Source organism: Arcicella sp. GW458-12-2-14-TSB2 (assembly GCF_059423785.1).
Genome location: NZ_JBWKYN010000071.1, coordinates 1 through 20,567, shown reverse-complemented (window position 1 = coordinate 20,567; position 20,567 = coordinate 1). Strand labels below are relative to the sequence as shown.

9 protein-coding genes are annotated in these 20,567 nt (G+C 37.1%); 5 read left to right on the top strand and 4 right to left on the bottom strand.

Features of this window, described 5'->3' with window-relative positions:
* The first annotated feature begins 84 nt into the window (after positions 1-84).
* Both AC07XN_RS11990 and AC07XN_RS11985 read left to right on the top strand, forming a co-directional pair.
* Positions 85-2,556: a bifunctional YncE family protein/alkaline phosphatase family protein gene (locus AC07XN_RS11990; protein WP_494743254.1), complete on the top strand. Its 2,472-nt coding sequence runs from the start codon at positions 85-87 to the stop codon at positions 2,554-2,556.
* Between the two features lie 413 nt (positions 2,557-2,969).
* Complete coding sequence (locus AC07XN_RS11985; protein WP_494743253.1) at positions 2,970-6,011, top strand: serine hydrolase domain-containing protein; 3,042 nt, start codon at positions 2,970-2,972, stop codon at positions 6,009-6,011.
* Between the two features lie 127 nt (positions 6,012-6,138).
* On the opposite strand, the gene AC07XN_RS11980 is transcribed toward AC07XN_RS11985, so the two are convergent.
* A complete protein-coding gene (locus tag AC07XN_RS11980; protein ID WP_494743252.1) occupies positions 6,139-7,419 on the bottom strand; it encodes a DUF349 domain-containing protein in 1,281 nt (426 codons plus the stop codon).
* Positions 7,420-8,002: 583 nt separating this feature from the next.
* Between AC07XN_RS11980 and ettA the strand changes: the two genes are divergently transcribed.
* Positions 8,003-9,673, top strand: a complete 1,671-nt coding sequence (ettA, locus tag AC07XN_RS11975) for an energy-dependent translational throttle protein EttA (RefSeq protein WP_494743251.1) — start codon at positions 8,003-8,005, stop codon at positions 9,671-9,673.
* A gap of 114 nt (positions 9,674-9,787) precedes the next feature.
* Here ettA and AC07XN_RS11970 read toward each other — a convergent pair whose 3' ends face one another.
* Complete coding sequence (locus tag AC07XN_RS11970) at positions 9,788-10,849, bottom strand: PorP/SprF family type IX secretion system membrane protein (RefSeq protein ID WP_494743250.1); 1,062 nt, start codon at positions 10,847-10,849, stop codon at positions 9,788-9,790.
* 429 nt (positions 10,850-11,278) lie between these two features.
* On the opposite strand from AC07XN_RS11970, the gene AC07XN_RS11965 reads away from it, so the two are divergent.
* Positions 11,279-15,445: a T9SS type B sorting domain-containing protein gene (locus tag AC07XN_RS11965; protein WP_494743249.1), complete on the top strand. Its 4,167-nt coding sequence runs from the start codon at positions 11,279-11,281 to the stop codon at positions 15,443-15,445.
* A gap of 230 nt (positions 15,446-15,675) precedes the next feature.
* Here the strand turns inward: AC07XN_RS11965 and AC07XN_RS11960 are convergent, their stop codons facing one another.
* Together AC07XN_RS11960 and AC07XN_RS11955 are read right to left on the bottom strand one after the other, a co-directional pair.
* Positions 15,676-18,258 (bottom strand): M14 family metallopeptidase, encoded by a 2,583-nt coding sequence (locus AC07XN_RS11960; protein WP_494743248.1) that lies wholly within the window; start codon positions 18,256-18,258, stop codon positions 15,676-15,678.
* Positions 18,259-18,436: 178 nt separating this feature from the next.
* Positions 18,437-18,829, bottom strand: a complete 393-nt coding sequence (locus tag AC07XN_RS11955) for a TraR/DksA family transcriptional regulator (protein WP_309922962.1) — start codon at positions 18,827-18,829, stop codon at positions 18,437-18,439.
* A gap of 418 nt (positions 18,830-19,247) precedes the next feature.
* On the opposite strand from AC07XN_RS11955, the gene AC07XN_RS11950 reads away from it, so the two are divergent.
* Complete coding sequence (locus AC07XN_RS11950) at positions 19,248-20,522, top strand: Glu/Leu/Phe/Val family dehydrogenase (protein ID WP_309922964.1); 1,275 nt, start codon at positions 19,248-19,250, stop codon at positions 20,520-20,522.
* Positions 20,523-20,567 lie beyond the last annotated feature (45 nt).

Sequence of the window (20,567 nt, the reverse complement as noted above, 5' to 3'; positions counted from 1 at the left end):
AAAGCCATTTGTTAAATTTAGGGTTACAAATAGCAGTTGTATTCTTGTTTATCAAATATCTTTCTGAACAAACCATTCCAACACATGAAATCTTTACTTTATTCAATGGCTATAATTTTGTTCTGCGTTGCTTGTAACCCCAAACAAACGCAACATCAAAATGGTAAAGATCCTCTTCTTGAAAGTCTAATTGCAAAAAGAGTTACCCTGCCAAATGGGTGGTCATTAACCCCTGTTGGCAATAGCATACAACTTAATGATTTACCATTAAACCTAGTGGTTTCTCCCTCACAAAAATTATTGGCAGTTACCAACAATGGGCAAAGCACACAAAGCATTACATTGATTGATGTAGCTACTGAAAAAATATTAGATGATGTTATCATCAAAAAATCTTGGGTAGGGTTAGCCTTTAGTGATGATGAAAAATATTTGTATGCGTCAGGAGGTAACGATAATATCGTAGTGATTTACAAAATAGAAAATCAAAAGTTAATCCAAGATGGTGAAATTAAATTAGGGGAAGCCTATCCAAAAGCTAAAATTTCGCCCGCAGGAATTTGTATAGATACCAAGAATAATCGGCTATATGTAGTCGCCAAAGATTCAAAATCATTATTTATCTGTGATTTAGCTACTAAAAAGGTCATTAAAGAAGAAAAACTAAGTGCCGAGCCTTATACCTGTATGATGGCTTCCAAAAGTAATGAGCTATACATTACGCTTTGGGGAGGCGCTAAAGTGATTGCTTATAACACTGTTCAAAGCAAAATTGTAGCAGAAATTCCTACCAATAGCCACCCGAATGATATGGTGTTTACAAAAGACGAAAAGTACTTATTCGTACCCAATGGAAACGATAATACCGTTTCTGTCATTGAAACGGCTACACACACTTTGATTGAACATATTTCAGCTTCTCTGTACCCAAATGCTCCTATTGGTTCAACACCTAATGCTGTGGCGCTTTCGCCCGACGAGAAGACATTGTATATTGCAAATGCCGATAATAACTGCCTTGCTGTTTTTGATATTACTCAAAAAGGCAAAAGCTTATCAAAAGGCTTTATTCCAACAGGCTGGTATCCAACTGCTGTAAAAACCATTGGTGATAAAATTTATGTAACCAATGGAAAAGGCTTTAGTTCAAAACCAAATCCTAAAGGTCCAAACCCAATGGCCAAAAAGAAACCGCAAGAAGTAGGCGCTAACCCTGAAGCCAATAAGGAAGTAGTGGAATACATTGCAGGTATTTTGAAAGGTACGATGTCTATCATTGATGTACCTACTGAGCAAACATTAGCAAGCTATTCGCAAGTTGTTTTTCAGAATACACCTTATAGCAAACAAGTTGAAGCGATGGCGATGGGCGAAAGCGATAATCCTATTCCGATGAAAGTGGGTGAAAAATCTCCTATCAAATATGTCTTTTACATCATCAAAGAGAATCGTACTTATGACCAAGTATTAGGGGATGTAAAAGAAGGAAATGGAGATTTGTCTCTTTGTATCTTTCCAGAAAACTTAACGCCCAATCAACATAAAATTGTGAAAGACTATGTGCTTTTAGATAATTTTTATGTTGATGCTGAAGTTTCTGCCGACGGGCATAATTGGTCTACTGCTGCTTATGCCAACGACTATGTTGAAAAGAACTGGGTAACAAGTTATGGTGGAAGGGGTGGTTCGTATGACTATGAAGGGCAAAGAGAAATTGCTTACCCTAAAAATGGATTCATCTGGGATTATTGTAAAAGAGCCAAGATTCCTTTTAGAACGTATGGAGAATTTGCCGATGAACCAGAAGGCAATTATGAAGGTGTAAAGGGGAATGTTTGTAAAATGTATAAGGGTTGGGATATGAACTTTAAAGATTCAGACCGTGAAAAACAATGGGAAATAGATTTTGATTCTTTATTAGCCATTAATGCAGTTCCTCGTTTCAGTAGCATTCGTATGGGAAATGATCATACCTCTGGTTCTAAAAAAGGAGCATTTAGTGTTGAAGCCTGCATCGCTGATAACGATTTGGCTGTTGGCAACTTTATTGAACACTTATCAAAATCCAAAATCTGGAAAGAATCAGTCGTATTTATCTTAGAAGATGATGCTCAAAATGGTTCTGACCATGTGGATGCCCACCGCTCTACAGCTTATATAGTGAGTCCCTATACTAAAAGGAAGTTTGTAGACCACACCATGTATTCTACTGCGGGTATGCTTAGAACAATGGAATTGATTTTAGGATTACCCCCAATGAGCCAATACGATGCCGCTGCAACACCCCTGTTTAGGTGTTTTACTAAAAATATCGATTTAACTGCCTTCAAAGCTTTACCTGCTAATGTGGATATTAACCAAAGAAATGTGGCTATCAATACAGGAAAACGCAAAACTAATTTTGATTTTAGTCATGAAGATGCCGCACCCGATTTAGCTTTCAACGAAGATATTTGGAAAGTAATGCGTGGAGAAAACAGCAAAATGCCTCCTCCTAAAAGAAGTGCTTTTGTGAAAATTCCTGCTAACATTGAAAAGGAAGATGATGACGATTAGCCTTGAGTTAATCTTCCAATAAAGTCAATAATAGCTTTTGTTTTGTATAATGAGGCTGTCCGAAAAGTTTTTTCAGCAAAATATTATTTTGCTATGGTTTCCTTTTTAGATAGCCTCAAGTAATAAGTTAAACCATTATTACACATAATTATCAGAATGCCCACTATTCGTAATCCAAGATAATTTATCGAAACAAAACCAATAAAATCCGCATAATATTCCCCTATTTTTCGTTATCTAAATACTTCTAAGCATTAGTATTTTAATACATCCCCATCTTCCTCCAGCTAACCTGTATTATCATTTAGGTTTACTTTTTTATACTTTCAAATTTTCTCTTCCTATTTAATTAGCGTTAATTTTATTGTAAGTTTGTATCTTTTTTATTTGAATCCCAACCATTAATTGATAAAATGTATAAGCAGTTTTCTTGGTTTTCGATTACACTTATTCTCCTTTGGTTCGTACTAAAACTACCACTTATCGGAGCATTAAATAATAGTTTTTTGTATTCCCTAACAGCAAAAAAGGAAGCAACTATAACAAAGCAATTTGTTAAGAAAAACCGTGTATTAAATCCGACCAAATTCATTAACAATAGTCAATTACTAGAAAATCAATGGGTTGATAGCGTATTTGCTACGATGGAGAACGACCAAAAAATTGGTCAGTTTTTTATGGTAGCTGTAAACCCAACTCATGGGGAAGCTCATTTCAAAAAGCTTGAAAGCCTTATACAAAATAATTATATCGGAGGGTTAATTTTCTTTCAGGGCGACCCAACGGCTTATACTAATCTAAACAATCGATTTCAGTCAACGACCAAAATACCTTTGTTAATCGGCATAGATGGTGAATGGGGCTTGGCTATGCGTGTCAATGCTACGATGGCTTTTCCTAAACAAATTACGTTGGGAGCTATCCAAGACAATTCACTGATTTATAACATGGGTACAGAGATTGCTCGCCAGTGTAAACGCTTAGGGATTCATTTGAATTTTGCACCCGTAGTAGATATTAATTCTAATCCACAAAACCCTATTATTGGGTTTCGTTCTTTTGGCGAAATCCCTGAAAATGTAGCGGCTAAAAGTAGTGCCTATATGAAAGGTATGCAAAACAACCAGCTTTTAGCTTGTGCTAAACATTTTCCGGGTCATGGCGATACCCATACAGACTCCCACTTTACACTCCCACAAGTATCGTATGGTTTCGAACGTATGCACAATATTGAATTGGTTCCTTTCAAACAATTGATTGATGATTCTATCAAGAGCATGATAGTAGGTCATTTACAAATACCTTTTTATGATTGGCGACCAGCAACGCTTTCACAGAGTATCATTACCAATCTATTAAAAAAAGAAATGGGCTTCAAGGGCCTAGTAATTACCGATGCCTTGAATATGAAAGGTGTTCGTAATGGACAAGGAATATCGTCTGCTGAAATAGATTTGCAGGCTTTTGTAGCAGGGAACGACATCTTGTTATATTCTGAAAATATTCCAGAAGGCATCAATAAAATCAAAGATGCCATACAGTCGGGATTGATTAAACAAACAGAAATAGATAATCGTGTAAAGAAAATATTACATGCCAAATATTGGGTAGGGTTAAATCAATTCAAGTACATAGAATCCAACAATTTATATCAGGACTTACATACTCCTCAGGCACAACAAATCAAACAAGAGTTATTTGATAATGCCATTACTGTAGTAAAAGATACTAGAAAGCTTTTGCCCCTTGCACCAGATAATAATAAGTTGGTTTCTGTCAGCTTAGATATTGCCACTAACAACCGTTTTCAACAAGCTTTAAGTGCTGTTGTGCCAATGGCACAGTATGCTAGCGTAGCCAAAAATGATGAAGGTTTATTCAATGAGGTACTCAAAAATGTAGATTCTACCCATACCGTCATTCTAAGTGTTCATAATATCAATAAAAAATCTGCCAGTAGATTAGATTTGAATTATGGCGTACAAGATTTTATTAAAAGATTGGAGAAAAAGACCCCAAATATTGTAGTGTGTGTGTTTGGGAATCCTTATAGTTTAAAATTCTTTCCAGAGGTCTCTAATTTGGTATGTGGATACGAAGACGACGAAGCCGCTTATTCAGCAATGGCAAAAGTATTATTCGGACAGATACCTGCTACGGGCAAATTGCCAGTTTCCGTAGAAAATCTATACATCGCAGGGGATGGTATTATGCTAAGAAAACAAGGTCAACTAGAAAAAGCATCTCCCGAAAGTGTGGGGATGAGTTCGGATGTACTGAAAGGCATTGACCCAATTATTGTTTCATCCATTAATCAAAAAGTTTTTCCTGGTTGTCAGGTATTAGTTGCCAGAAAAGGTAAAATCATTTTGAATAAAAACTATGGGCAACTTGGATATGAACCCAATAGTCCAGCAGTGACGAACCAAACGGTGTATGATTTGGCATCGGTTACAAAAGTATCGGCAACGCTCCAAGCCGTTATGTATCTTTATGACCAAAAGAAGATTAATCTGGATGAAAAAATAGTTACTTATCTTCCAGAACTCAGAGGAACCAATAAAGAAAATATGACGATTCGCAACATCCTCTGGCATCAGGCAGGATTGGTTGCTTATATTCCATTCTGGGAAAGAACACGTATTCCTTTAGGATGGAAAAAAGAGTTTTATAGTACTACGCAATCATTAGACTATCCGTTGCAAGTAGCAGACGACATGTATGCCAAAACGGCTATCAGAGACTCTGTTTGGAAATGGGTAATAAAATCACCTTTAATTAATAAACACGACCGCGATGGGTCTTTTAGCTATGTATATAGCGATTTGGGCTTCATGATTATGCAACATATAGTTGAACGCATCCTTGGGCAAGGATTAGATGTATTTACATCCTCCTATCTATATGAACCATTAGGCATGAAAACGACAGGCTTTAATCCGTTAAAAAGAATAGAGAAAGCCAAGATAGCACCTACTGAAAACGACCGTTTGTTCAGAGAAAGAAATCTACAAGGAACTGTTCAAGACCAAACCGCAGCGATGCTCGGTGGAGTATCTGGTCATGCTGGCGTATTTAGTTCAGCGTCAGATTTGGTGAAGTTGTTTGAGATGAACCTTGAAAAAGGAAGTATCAATAACTTGATTTTTTATAATGAAGAAACCATCAATACTTTTACGAACAGTGTTTCTCCAAAAGGGGAAAGAGCTTTGGGATGGGACAAACTTCCAGCTGATGGTGAAAGTAATTACATTTCAGCTTCCGTTTCGCCCAATTCTTATGGACATTCAGGTTATACGGGTACGTTGGTTTGGGTAGACCCAGAAAAAGAGTTAGTATTTATATTTTTATCAAACAGAGTACATCCTTCTGTGAGTAACAATAAAATAAACGCCTTAAAAGTCAGAAGAAAAGTAATGGATGTAGTTTATAGGTCAATTGAGGATGTAAAGTAATAAGAATATAAAAGCCTCCCGATTTGTATCAGGAGGCTTTTATACTCTTATCTCAATTCAAATTACTAGTAATCTTCAGTCTTACTACTTTTGTCTTGAGTCTTCAATCTTAAAGTCTAAACAAAATCTATTGGTCTAACAAAATCTCAAGCTCTTTCTTGAACTCAATTAGTAATGTTTCTTTCATAGAGATTTTACGTTTTTGCGTGTTGATTTTATTCATCACCAACTTATCTCCCATTTGACCATTGTAATTAGCATCAGAGATAAATGAATCTAGTTCGTTTTTCTCTTTTTTAGTCATGTAATCCATTTGATTAATCATGATTTTCAATTGCTCAATTCTTGGTTTTTCATGCAAAGCAGGGTGACGATAGCTAATTACTCTTAACAAGTAATTCATTTCGAAAATCTTATCACAGATATTTCTGAAACGTTCAGCAATTCCTCTATCAACATTTTTAGCAAGAGCCGATAGCTCTTTCCATTTTACTAAATATCCTTTTGCCTTTTCCGAAGTTTGTGGAATTAATTCTTGTTGTTTGAACAATCCTTCCAATTCGGTGGTCATATCCTTCATCTGCTGTACTCTTGGATCAACTCTTGGTGTTGATACAATTCCTTTTTCACGGTTGTAGCGCTCAAAGAAGAAATCACTTGAACGTTTAAACTGTTTCCAAAGTTGGCTTTGCTTTTTAGGCGGAACCTGACTAATTGTTTTCCATTCACGTTGTAAATCCTTAATTTTAAGGAATCCAGCGTCTACATCTTTTTCATAACGTAAATTACGAGCATCATCAACAATACGTTGAAGTGTCGCAAGTTTTTCGTCAATGATTCTGTTTTTCTCAGCGTAATATTCACGGCGTCTCACGAAGAAATCATCTACAATCGCATTGAATTCTTCTTCAACGCTATCTTGTAAAGATTTATCAACAGGGCCAGTTTTCAACCATTTGGTTTTAATTTCCATAATGATTTCTGTAGTTTCTGCCCACTCTTCGCTCTTACTTGCTTCTCTCAACTCCTCAATCAAAGCTCTTTTTATTTCAAGATTTTTGATTTGGTTGTGCAGAATAAGCTCTCTTAATTCCAATTCTAGGCCATCCAAACGTTCGAGTAAGGGCATAAAATTTCCTAAGCCATCAAATTCTACAAGATTTTTGCGAAGCTGAAGTAGTTTGGTAAGATAAGAACCTTTGTTCTGAGCTTCTTCTACTTGTTCAAAAAGTAAGGCTACTTTATTTTCAGCAATCGTAAAACGATTAACGAAATATTGTAAGGCCTCCTCTTCTGTGTTTCTAACAACACCAATCTGACGTTCTGGATATTCTGAATATCCTTTTAAATAGACCTTACCATCTTTACAATAGCCATAGTCGGCGGAGTTCTTAACTGTATTTTCCATTGGTTTACATTACATGATTAGAGTGTCTGGCAAGGCTCATAACTCTAAGAGATTCATGGTTTAGGTTGAATTTATTTTAGTAGTTTTGTGATTGTTTAAAAAGTCTGATTTTTCTATTATTAATGAAACGAATCTAATTGAAAATAATTTCAAAATTCTAAAATTAACAAATTTTGAAAATGGAAACTCTTCTTACACCTAAATTTTTCGCAATTTACTGATTTTCAGCAAAAAATCTAATGATTTGTTTACATTATCAATCTATTCATAACTTTTTTATTTTAACGCTTAAATACAGCCCAAAATAAACAATAAATGAATATAAGTGAACCTCAAATAGTTAAAATATTATTTAATAATATACGTACTGCTTAAATTAAGCGATTTAAATGACAAATACAGCTATCATACAAGAAAGGTAAGCAGGCTTTGATTAAATATACTATCTTTGAATAAATGATTATAAAATTTATTTGAAATAAATTGTTCGTAATTAAATGACAAGGAAAACTGTTTTCTGTTGCATGAACTTTGGCATTTTTTTGAATTGATAAAAAATTACATTAAACGATAAATTAACCCGATGAGTCAGGAAACCATTATTTTTTCTATGGAACGTGTTTCTAAAACCGTTCCACCCCAAAAACAAATACTCAAAAATATCTACTTATCATTTTTCTACGGAGCAAAAATTGGAGTTTTAGGTCTCAACGGTTCTGGGAAATCTTCACTTTTAAGAATTATTGCTGGTAAGGATAAAAGCTATACTGGTGATATTGTTTTCTCGGCGGGTTATTCTGTCGGAATGTTAGAACAAGAGCCAGAGCTTGACCCTACTAAAACAGTGAAGGAAGTAGTAGAAGAAGGCGTGTCGGAAATTGTCGCTTTATTGAAAGAATTCGACGAAATCAACGAAGCTTTTGGTGACCCTGATGCAGATTTTGATAAGCTTTTAGAACGCCAAGGAGAGGTTCAAGAAAAATTAGACCACTATAATGCTTGGGAACTGGATACTCGCCTAGAAAGAGCCATGGATGCCTTGCGTTGTCCGCCTTCAGATGCCAACGTCGCCAACCTTTCTGGGGGTGAAAAACGTCGTGTTGCTTTGTGTCGTTTGTTATTACAAGAGCCAGACGTACTTTTATTAGATGAACCTACCAACCACTTGGATGCCGAGTCTGTTTTGTGGTTAGAAGAACACTTACGTCAATACAAAGGAACGGTAATCGCCGTAACCCACGACCGTTATTTCTTAGACAACGTAGCGGGTTGGATTTTAGAATTAGACAGAGGCGAAGGTATTCCTTGGAAAGGAAATTATTCTTCTTGGTTAGAGCAAAAACAAAATCGTTTAGCACAAGAAGAAAAGACGGAATCTCGTCGTCAGAAAACATTACAACGTGAATTAGAATGGGTACGCATGGCGCCCAAAGCACGTCAGGCCAAATCTAAAGCACGTTTAGAGGCCTACGATAAATTGATGTCGGAGGAAAACCGCCAGAAAGAAGATAAACTAGAGTTATTTATCCCTGCTGGTCCACGACTAGGCAATAAAGTAATTGAAGTAAACAATGTAACAAAGGCTTACGGAGATAAATTATTATTTGATAACCTCACCTTCTCGTTACCACCTGCGGGTATTGTTGGGGTAATCGGGCCAAATGGTGCGGGTAAAACGACGTTGTTTAAATTGATTACGGGACAAGCGCAGCCAGATGCAGGAACATTTGAAGTTGGTGAAACAGTTCAGATGGCGTATGTTGACCAAGAGCATAATCAGTTAAAACCTGATAAATCAGTTTTTGAAACTATTTCTGGAGGTACAGAACATACTATGTTGGGAGGAAAGCAAGTAAATGCCAGAGCCTATGTTAGTAAATTTAATTTCAACGGTGCCGATCAAGAAAAGAAAATTGGTAATCTTTCGGGTGGAGAGCGTAACCGTGTACACTTGGCAATGATGCTGAAAGAGGGTGCCAACCTTCTATTGCTGGATGAGCCTACCAACGATTTGGACGTAAACACATTACGTGCCTTAGAAGAGGCTCTTGAAAACTTTGGTGGTTGTGCTGTAGTCATCTCCCATGATAGATGGTTCTTAGATAGAATCGCCACGCATATTTTAGCATTTGAAGGTAATTCGCAAGTATATTGGTTTGAAGGAAACTTCTCTGATTATGAAGAAAACCGTAAAAAACGTTTAGGTAACGATGCTACGCCAAAACGTATTCGTTATAAGAAGTTGGGAGAATAAAACTATTCTGTATCCTAAAAGCAAAAACAGCTCACTTATGACAAGTGAGCTGTTTTTGCTTTTCAATTTATTAATTATCAATCCCTTAGAAAAATCAGGCTTTGTGTAAAGATTTTAAAACTTTGGACACTTTAGTTCTCCTTTTCTTGGACGATTACTCTTTTTAGACTGAATCAAGTCTGTAAAAATATAAGAAATTGATAGTTCATGAGCACCACCTGTCGAGCTTAGGGAAGAGATGGTGGCATCATAACTGTAACCAATAGAAAAATTATCTTGACGATAGCCTACCAAAAAAACCAAGGCGTCGTGGCTAACGATACTAACATTATCTTTCTTATACGATTTCAAAGGAATACCTCTATACCATGCACCAATTACGATAGGGGAATAAGTTAAATAAGCACCTACGTCTAATTGGTCTGATTGCCCTTGACGTCTGTAGTGAACCACAGGGGTAATACTTTTTTCTTTATCAACTGCATCGCCAAGATTATTCCCCAACATATAGTCGGCCAAAGGAATATTAAACCCTGCCTGAATACCTATTCGCATAGGCAAGGCTGCATTTGCATTAGAAAATGACTGGTTAGGTTGATTGATATGATGGAATGAAGCCCCCACCCAAAACTGTTCTCCATACAAAAGAGCACCTGTTGAAAAATCCCAATATTTTAATTGGGGAGTCAAATTGTTACCCCCTTGTAAAATCTGATCAGACGAATAGCGGGGATATGCTCCTGTCGTCAAATAAGTATTAATTTGATCACCAAACGTATAGTCAGCAAAATTTACCCCACGTGTTACATACGAACCTTGTATCCCTAAGTTTGCTCTTAATCCATCATTGATTTTAAGGTGATAAGAATATAACGCACCAATATCCGTAGTTACCAAGTTAGTAAACTGACGGTCTGAGGTAAGTAATATCCCTACGCCACTGTTGATTTTATCTAAATACATATCAGCAGAAAGGGAGGAGGTCACAAAGTTAGCACTTAAAGATGGCCACTGATTTCTGTGATTTAAACTGACACGAGCTGCTTTTGCAGACCCAGCAAAAGCAGGATTAAGGAACATAGGTGCTGCATAAAACTGTGAATATTGAGGGTCTTGCGCCTTAGCAAAAGACCAAGTTAACATACAAAATACAAACAGGAAACTTCTTTGCAACATGGAATTCGGAATGGTTAAATGCATCTTTATCAACAGTAAATCATAATGTTAAATCTTAATAAGATATTTTTATTCAGATAATATTTTTATTGACAAAATGTACTTTATCTACATATTTTTGTACCATTTTGTGTTTTCTATTATTTTAAGCATTATATTCCGTTAGAAAAGTGCTATACTCTTATAAATTTCGTTTATATTATCGGCGGATGATAATTCTGTTTATTTGAACGATGAACAATAAATTCTAGTTTATTTAACACAGAAAAATCTAAATTTAAAGAAGATTTTTTTATTAAAAACCATTTTTATAATAACTATTTTCACATCCAACCTTTTAGGTATAATACCTGTCTATATCAAAGCAAAGAGTATTTATATTTTTATAACGAAAGAATGTTTAGAATTAGTAGCATACAACGTTTTTTTTTGCTCATCACCTGTGTTTTTATTACATGGGTTTGTACAAACACGGCTAGTGCTCAATTCAGTGCAACAAAAACTTGTTTGTCGGAATGTTCGGATTCTACAGCAGCAACAATTTTTAAAGATTTAGGTACAACAGCGGCAACTGCTTGGCGATGGGACTTTGGTGACCCTACCAGTACACTAAAAAACGTTTCTACTTTACAAAACCCTGCACACTTATATTCTACCCCCGGTCCTAAATTAGTAACACTTATTCGTACAGAAAATGGTATTCCCGTAACTTATACAAAAACAATTACGATTAATGCTCCTCCACAAGCTTTCTTTTTGGGGCAAACACCATCACAACAAGACACGACTATTTGTAAGGGCAGTACAATACTCTTAGACCCTTATCGAAATGGGGGTGCACAACCTCAATATAAATATCGATGGTTTCCTAAAGGCGATTCTACGCAGACGCTTATTGCCGATACAACAAGCTGTTATTCGGTACAAGTAACCGATACGATAACTGGATGTTCGGCTCAAAACAAAATCAATGTTCAACTTTGCGTACCTCCTCCTCCCAAACCACCAGAAACATCTTGGTTCTTTGGGAATAATGCTGGTATCAAGTTCTCAAATGGTTCAGCTACACCAGATACTGAAGGAAAATTAAATACAGTAGAAGGGGTATCGTCGATAGCAGACCAAAATGGTAATTTATTATTTTATACCGACGGGCGAAAAGTATATGACAAAGATGGGAATGAAATGGCGGCAATCAACCCTGCTGATACTTTAAAGGGAAGTTCGTATTCTACCCAATCGGCTGTGATTGTTCCCCAGCCTAGTTGTCAAGGCTGTCAGTCATATTATTATATCTTTACCACAACAGAAATTAATGGTGAAAAGAAATTAACGTATTCAATTGTTGATATCCGATTGAATCAAGGAAAAGGAAAAATTATCCAAAAAAACCTTCCCTTAGACGACGTTTCTTCTACTGAGAACCTTATTTCAACATTTGTTAAAAAAGACTCTACTTATTGGGTCATCTCACACGATTATAATACAAATACTTACCGTATGTATCGTGTGACAAAGAATGGTATTTCTATTTCTAAAACGATTAATATTGGCTCCAAAATAGATTCCGTAGAGAAAGCGCAGGGATATTTAAAGGTCTCGCAAGATGCCACTAAACTAGCCATTGCCATTCCTGGCGGTGCAAGAAACCTTGTAGAAGTGTATGACTTTGCAGATTCCACAGGAGCAATTACCAATAAAAGGATTATTGATTTAGGCCCCGCTCCACCAACGGTGTATGGCGTGGAGTTTTCTCCAAATAGTAAAACTCTGTTTGTGACGATGAAGGCGGATACCATTAAAAAGCCCGATTCGTATTCTTCGTTATTACGCTATGATTTAACTCAAGGAGACTCTGTTTCTTTAGCTAAATCAAAAATCACGTTAGATTCTTCCAAAAAAGAATACTATGGTTCGGTACAACTAGGCCCTGATGGAAAAATTTATCTTGCCGTTCAAGGTACTGATACCTTGGGCGTGATAAAACTGCCTAATGATACTGTATCTTATACCAATGCCAATAAAATAAAAATTGATACTTCATATTACCAAAGAGATGCCTTTAGCTTAAGTGGTAAAACTAGTCAATTGGGGTTACCCACTACGGCAACGGTTGTCATTACCAAAAATTCTGGTGTAGGTATTATGGCTTCAGATACTTGTTTTGGTTCGCCTTCTAATTTTCAGACGAATCATCTTTGTGAGGGAGAGACCTTTAAAAATACTAAAACAGACTGGAGATTTTATGCTGGCCCTGCTCCTCAGGCTGGCAATGATGGAAAATATACCCCCGTCGGTTCGCCCGTTTACACTGTAAATGGTGGTGCTGGCGATGCAGGCTTAAAGGTTTCTTACACTTTCCTTGCCCCAGGCAAATACCATGTTTTTGTAAACATGGGTAATCAATGTTTGGCCGATACGTTGCTACCCCCGCAGGAGTTTGAAATATTTGCCATACCGAATGCTGATTTAGGCAATGACATTAATCTTTGTCAGAATACTACTACTTTGACTGCTGAGAACAACCTTCCTAATAGTCATTACGCATGGTTGATAGATGGTACTTTTTCACCTAAAGATACCCTTCGTACTTTAGTAGCAACGAAGTCTGGAAAATATACGGTATTGGTAGAGAAAAATGGTTGTATTGCCGAAGATTCTGTAAATGTAAATTTGTATGCAGCCAAGCCTTTTAATTTAGGTGCAGATACTACCATTTGCCAGAATGCTTCATTCGTTTTATCTGCAAGCAATGCTGGTACTAGTACAACAACTACTTTTTTATGGAATACTGGACAAACAACACCAAGCATCGTAGTAAGTAGCGCGGGTACTTATGCGGTAACTGTCAAAGAAAGTACGACGAATTGTGAAGTAAAAGACCAAATCACAGTACGAACGTTGCCTAAGCCAAGTTTCATTGTCAATAGAAAATTGCCGAGTAGCTGTAATATTAAAGACGGGCAAATTGACATTCTGAACCTCTCTCCTACTGATACCTATACGTTTGTATGGTATAAAGACGGGATTGCTATAGCAGGTCAAACACAAAGTTCATTGAAGGGCATAGAAGCAGGTAGCTATCGTGTATCTATTCAAAGCACGATTTCTTGTGATACTACGTTCAATATTACTTTATTGGCTTTGGGTTCTAATCCAAACATTATTGTAAGACCAACAGATACCTATTGCGACGTACTCAATAGTGGTTCAATCGCTTTCACTGTTAACACAAATAGTGGTGTTCAACCTACCACGTATGATTTAAAATTGAATGGTAATCCTGACGCTTCTGTTAGAAGTGGCTCTGTGGGTTCAATATTGGTATCATCTAGAAATTACTTAATTAGCGGTCTTGGCGCTGGCACTTATACATTAGAATTATCAGACCCATCGGGCTGTAAGTATATTGAAAGTAATTTAGTTATTGCCATTCGCCCAAGAACAGTTACAAGCATTACGGTGCCTCCATTGGTTTGTCAGGGCGATACAATTGTTCTGAAGGCTACTAATGCTAGCACTGGAACAATATCATGGAGCACGGGTGAAAATACGCCTGAAATTAAGGTTTCTAGGGCTGGTCAGTATACAGTAACAGTTATGGATGCTACAGGAAAGTGTGTCAGCACCGCTAAATCTTTAGTGTCTTTCAAGCCTGTTCCTGTTATCAATCCTAGTGTTCCGAATGAAGTATGCGAAAATAGTCGCCCGATACAGTTATTAGCGAGTCCAGCAGCAGGAGTTTGGAAAGGAGCGAATGTAACTCCTGGCGGACTTTATACGCCTTCTCCTTATCCAAAAACGGATATTGTACGTTATGAAGTAACAGGTACAAATGGTTGTGTCGGCAGTTCAACTAGCATGATTAAAATAGCTCAATCACCAAAAGTAGATTTAGGAGCAGATAGGGATGTTTGTAGAAATGGTATTGATTTTATTGGTACTAATCTTGAATCGGGCGTTACTTATCGTTGGAATACTGGACAAACAACTAATTTTATCTATCCTACACAGCAAGGGCTATATACGTTAAATGCTAATCTTGGCAATTGCAGAGCTAGTGATGATATTATTGTTCGCTTATTGCCCTCTCCTTTTATTCCTTTAAAATCTGAATTACCACTTTGTGTGCCAGATGCTTTACCGATAAAATTGGATGCTGGTGGCGGAGCAGGGCAAACGTATAGATGGTTTCCTACTGGACAAACTGACCAAAGTATTTTTGTATCAAATGTTGGGATTTATACCGTGGAAGTAACCAATACGTTAGGTTGTACTAGTCGAGCAAGTACTAATGTGGTAGATAGATGCGAACCGAGCATTTTAGTGCCTGATATTTTCACGCCTAATGGCGATATTCAGAATGATTCATTTCAAGTATTTACAGCTCATATCAAAGATTTTGAATTAAAGATTTTTAACCGTTGGGGCGAGTTATTATTCATCTCTAAACGTCCAGAAGACCGTTGGGATGGCAAATACAAAGGGGTATTAGTAAAACCAGATTCATTCGTTTGGCAGATTACTTATACTGCTGAATACTTTCCTGAAAGAGGTACATTAAAAAAACAAGGGGCTGTTACGGTGGCTTGGTAGCTTTTGGGCTGTCGGGTTTCAGCTATCAGTCTTCGGATATCGGCTTTTTATCTGAATAGAATGTAGGGACGAATTGCATTCGTCTTTGTAGCAAAAAAATATTAGCAAAGGACGAATGTAATTCGTCCCTACGGTTAATCCTAAAAGAAAAAAGTCGGCTTCCGATAAACCGAAAGCCGACTTCTGAAAGCTAAAATAAGTTCGAAAGCTGAAATCCGATAGCCGAAAGCTTAATCCTCATCTCCTCCACGTACGCCTGAAAGTATTGTTGAACCAAAGAAAATAGCATTTAAAAACAATTTGTTAGTACCATACCAAAATGCTCTGAAGTTTGGATTATCCGTCATCACAATCACCTTTCCTGCTCCATAAGCTGTTGCTACTACCGATGGTGTATTCTTCATTAACTTCTTGTTACGCTCAGTGATATAACCACTTACCAGAGGGTCGTTAGTATAAATCAATGGCGCATTGTATGGGTCTTTAATTTTCTCTAAATAAATATTATTATCTCTGAAAACACTTAACGTTTGGTCTTTATATCCATAGCCAATTGGGTGCGTTGGGTCTAGTTTCACTTGGAAAATAGCACCACTTGTTTGCTGTGCACCTTTATAGCGTTCTGCCAACGCATAAGGTTTAGCAGTAGCAGTATCGGCAGGAATATTTTTAATTTTTACAGGAGACAAGCCTTTTGCCGAAGCCCATTCTACCGCATCCGTTAAAGCGATTAAAGTACCACCTCCTCTAACCCATGTTTTTATTTTCTCTTCATTCAAAGTACTGTATTCACCACTCGAAAGAATCAACGTATTGTACTTTTCTAAACTCATGCGGTTTACTTGCGTAATATCCGACATCGATAGAGGAATGTTTACCCTAGTATCTAATAAATGCCAAATCTCACCCGCATCGTTTGGATTTACACCCGTTCCCGTCAGCATTAAAACCTTCGGTTGGCGCATTGGTGCGAAATAGCTACTTCCTAAATCAATTCCTGATGGTGTTAAACCTGTTTGCAAAGCATAAAAGTCAATACCATCTCTTTCAGCCAGTGTTTGTAACAATGTTTTCAACGCCCCGAAATCAGCTTGTTGATTTGAACCAACGGTGATTTCTACGGTACCATAGCTAAATGCTTTTGTTCCACCTTCAAAGACTCCTGTGAAAGGTTCAGTAGCTACTTTTAGCTTGTAGCCTTTCTTCTGTAATTCATAGGCTGCTCTTGGTGCAAAATAGCTATCCCACTCAAACACATACCCGTAAGTGGTATTACCAATGATTTTTCCTTTCGGAAATTCATTCTTCGTTAACTTATCCCCTAAAGCTAAAGCAATTTTGGCTTCTGAATAAGGCACATTAAAACAATGAGGCATAGACCACGCCGAAATATCATAGAAAAGAGAATCTTCAAAAGTAGTACGTTTTTCAAAAATACCTTGAACCAAACGGTATTGTGGTTGACTTAAAGGCACAATATAGGCCTCCCCTTTTTTAAAGGTTTTTCCATCCAATGTTTCATCTTTGGATACATTGAAAACATCTATTTCATGTTGGCGAAGGATATTAATCATTTCCCAAACCTTTACTTTATCAGCACCTCCGCCAAAAACATAAGCTTTGGTAGCCGAAGTAGATTTTTCTTGATAGAAACTTCTTTGATAATCTAACAAATCCTGACGCATCGCTTTGGCTGCACGCAAAGTAGAAAGCGTAGTAACAAATTGGTTTCTAACCGTAAAGGCAAAGCTCATATTGCCGTTCTGAGTTTCCTGTAAATGTCCACGAGAACTAGCTTGTTCAAACAAGATACCGATACTTCCCTGCACGTCTGGGAAAGTAGAACCTTTCCCATAGTAAAAATCATCGTACCCTTCTTTCGTAAAATACAATGACCCGATTTTATCTAACGCTGCCGCATGAAACTTACCTATTACCTCGGTTAAATCGATGTTTTTCTTTGGCGTAAGTGGATGCGTTCTGGCTGGAATACCGGGTTGAAAGAAGAATGATGAATTAGGCCCCATCTCATGGTGGTCAGTCAAGATATTTGGTTTCCATTCATGAAATTTCTGTATTCTGCCTTTACTTTCTGGATGTTGCGTATAAAGCCAGTCACGGTTAAGGTCGAACCAATAATGGTTATAACGCCCCCCTGGCCACATTTCATTCAGTTCTCTGCTGTTTGGGTCAGAGACCATATTTACGCTTTTGTTGGCATTCACCCAGCTTGAAAAACGCTCGCCACCATCTGGATTAATGCGTGGGTCTAGTAAAATGACCGATTCGTTCAAGATAGAATCTATCTCAGCACCCTGAGCCGCCGCTAAATAATATAATGCCAATACTGAAGCATTTGTACCACTGGCCTCGTTTCCGTGTACCGAATAGCCCATCCACACTACGATAGGCATATTTTTAGTATCTAAGCTCGACGATTTATCGGGTTCTACTAACTTATGATGGTCTGCTTTAATTTTATCGACATTTGCTAAGTTTTTTGGAGACGAAATCGTCAATAATAACAATTGTCTGTTTTCGTAACTACGACCATATTCACTCAACTCAACCCTGTCAGATAATTCAGCTACTTTTTTCATATAGCCCATCAGTTGCTCATGCTGAATGTGCCAGTCGCCTACCTGATACCCAAGATATTGTTGTGGGGTAGGAATCTTAGGGTCATAACTAATATTCTGTGGCAGAAAGTAGCTATTAGGTACTTGTCCGAAGCAAGTACGAATAAGCATAAAAAACAAAAAAGCGGTTAACCGCTTTTTGCTAGGAATGTAAAGAGGAAAGTTGTTTGTCATATTGATTAGTTTGATGATGATGCACAATTAAAGTAGGCTATAATATTTATGCTATAGCCATTAAAATATTTTTGAATTTTGAATGAGCGAAACAAATAAAAGGGCACAATAAATAGTGTATAGAGATTTTATCAGAAAAACTCTATCATTATTAACAATAAAATTGCCATTCAGATAATTAGCGTTGTTTCATCAACTTCGCTTCAATTGTCTGTTGTGTATGAGGCACAGCTCTTAGGCGTTCTTTAGGAATCAATTTTCCAGTATCGATGCATACACCATAAGTGCCATTTTTGATACGGATTAAAGCATTCTCTAACTGAGTAGCAAATTTTTGCAAACGTGCTGCTAACTGGCTCATACTTTCTTTTTCAGAAGTATCAGCGCCATCTTCCATTGGCTTAGAGCTACCTGCTGTCACATCTGTTCCCGGATCATTACGTTTATGTAATGCTTCACGAATGTAGTTTAACTCGCCACGTGCATCTTCCAATTTGTTAGTGATAAGCACTTCAAATTCTTTTAGCTCTTCCTCAGAGTATCGCGTTTTTTCTTCTACAATAGTGTTCATATTCAATAGGGCTGTTTGGGTTGAATATTAAATTAATAGCATTTAAAATTTTTGCAAAGATAAGTTGTTGATTTTAAAATTTGCAATATTTCAAGAATAAATTAAATTTTTCTAAAATTTTATAATTTCTTAATTTTTAGAATTAGCCAACGATTATTTGGCAAACGCATCTATCTTCCATAAAGTTAAAAAGCAAAAAGCAAAAATACCTCAAATTTATGTTTTTTGATTAAAAATCAGGTATTTATACTTACATACAAAGTACTTGTTTTTGTCGTTTCAAGTGTGTTATGTTTGTGCATAATCAACAAAAACAAATCTCAAGGCCTGATTACCACTTATTTAGCGAAAAACAAGAAATAGTATTTTCCTAATATTTCAATCTCCTATAATAATGGCAGTCGGATATATAAAAACAATGACTTACTTAGAGCCCGCTCCTATCAAGGACAAAGAAAACCCACTAGAATCCATGATGCAACGCTTCGACAAAGCGGTTGAATTATTGGGAATTTCTGATGAAATGTATTATATCCTTAAAGTGCCTGCTCGTCAGGTAACAGTAGGATTACCCATTACAATGGATAATGGAAGTATTAAGGTATTTGAAGGCTACCGAGTGATACACTCTAACATCCTTGGTCCATCAAAAGGGGGAATTCGTTTTGACCCTGCTGTAAATATTGATGAAGTACGTGCATTAGCTGCTTGGATGACATGGAAATGTGCTGTAGTAGATATTCCTTATGGCGGAGCGAAGGGTGGAATCGCCTGCAATCCTCGTGAAATGTCGGCTGGCGAGATGGAACGTCTAATGCGTGCTTATACGGTATCGATGTTAGATGTGTTTGGTCCAGACAGAGACATCCCTGCACCAGATATGGGCACTGGTCCTCGCGAAATGGCTTGGCTGATGGATGAATATTCTAAAGCAAAAGGAATGACGGTCAATGCCGTTGTAACAGGTAAGCCTTTGGTTTTGGGTGGTTCGTTAGGTCGTACAGAAGCAACTGGTCGAGGGGTAATGGTTTCGGCTTTGGCTGGCATGGATAAACTTAAAATCAACCCTTATAAATCTACTGCCGCCGTTCAGGGTTTTGGCAATGTGGGTTCTCATGCTGCTAGCTTATTACACGAACGTGGCGTAATGATCAAAGCCATTTCTGATATTTCTGGTGCTTATTACAACGAAAACGGTATTGATATTGAAGGGGCTATTAAATTCAGAGACTTAAACAAAGGTACATTAGCAAATTTCCCGGGGGCTGAAAGAATCTCGAATGAAGAGTTATTGACTTTAGACGTGGATGTATTAGTCCCTGCTGCTAAAGAAGATGTTATCACTATCGAAAACGCACCTTATATCCAAGCAAAATTGATTGTTGAAGGAGCCAATGGCCCAACGTCTGCTTCAGCTGATGACATTATTAATGAGAAAGGGATATTAGTAGTGCCAGATATTCTGGCGAATGCTGGAGGCGTTACGGTATCTTATTTTGAATGGGTTCAAAACCGTATGGGTTATAAATGGAATCTCGACCGTATCAATCGTCGTTCAGATAGAATTATGAAAGATGCTTTCGATAAGGTATTCTTGACATCCCAACAATTTAAAGTACCTATGCGTATTGCGGCTTATATCGTAGCGATTAAGAAAGTAGCTGATACTTATAAATTCCGTGGAGGGTATTGATTAATCAATTAATACTAAAAATCCATCCCTAGCGAGGGACTTAAG